Raw genomic sequence first — 546 nt, 5'->3', positions numbered from 1 at the left:
TGWTTCATTTGACCACGGTGAAGCTGAAGCAGCCTTTGCGAGCGGCCATGATCAGGCAGTTCATTGGGGCAAAAGCGTTGGTTAGGGTGCGAATGGCATCCTGAGTCTGGATTTGAGTAGACATAGTTATTAGGTGTTCCTACAAATGACACGGATAAGAACCGTGCAACGTTAAAACGTTCCAGTAATGTCGACCACCATTGGTCGAACAAAGAACCCGACTGGAACAAAGCAGCCAGTTTGAAGCGCTATTAAGTTGGCGCGCTTGGGCTGGCAGGTAGGTACTTAGGAGGACAGGCAACACATCGAGGGCAGAGGTTCTGGGCCCGGGGTGAAGATCCTGATCAATTTGCAGGTTGGTTCGGTCAGAGTAAGTGGTCTTCGCAGCACCCTTTGCATTCATTCAAAGGCTGTGCTGGCGCAAGATTTACCTGGAAACCATCGAGGGGTCGTTCCCGCTTTTTTCGGTGAAGGGCTTCTGGGAAGAAGGTTGACCGTGGGGATGTGTTCGACCGGAATTGACTTTCAGCTTGGTACTAAACGCCG

At 51.2% G+C, this 546-nt stretch carries 1 protein-coding gene and 1 pseudogene; one reads left to right on the top strand and one right to left on the bottom strand.

Annotated elements, in window-relative coordinates; translation table 11 throughout:
• Positions 1 to 10: 10 nt before the first annotated feature.
• Positions 11 to 124: pseudogene (locus HT737_RS32970) on the bottom strand (hypothetical protein); the annotation flags it as partial.
• A 207-nt stretch (positions 125 to 331) separates the two neighbouring features.
• Between HT737_RS32970 and HT737_RS31515 the strand changes: the two are divergent.
• On the top strand, positions 332 to 546 hold a 215-nt coding region (locus HT737_RS31515; RefSeq protein ID WP_220459618.1), incomplete at its 3' end, for a hypothetical protein.

Source organism: Pseudomonas sp. MD195_PC81_125, from assembly GCF_014060985.1.
Lineage (GTDB): Bacteria > Pseudomonadota > Gammaproteobacteria > Pseudomonadales > Pseudomonadaceae > Aquipseudomonas > Aquipseudomonas parakoreensis.
The sequence above is the reverse complement of the archived record's forward strand: the minus strand, read 5'-3'. Positions and strand labels throughout refer to the sequence as shown.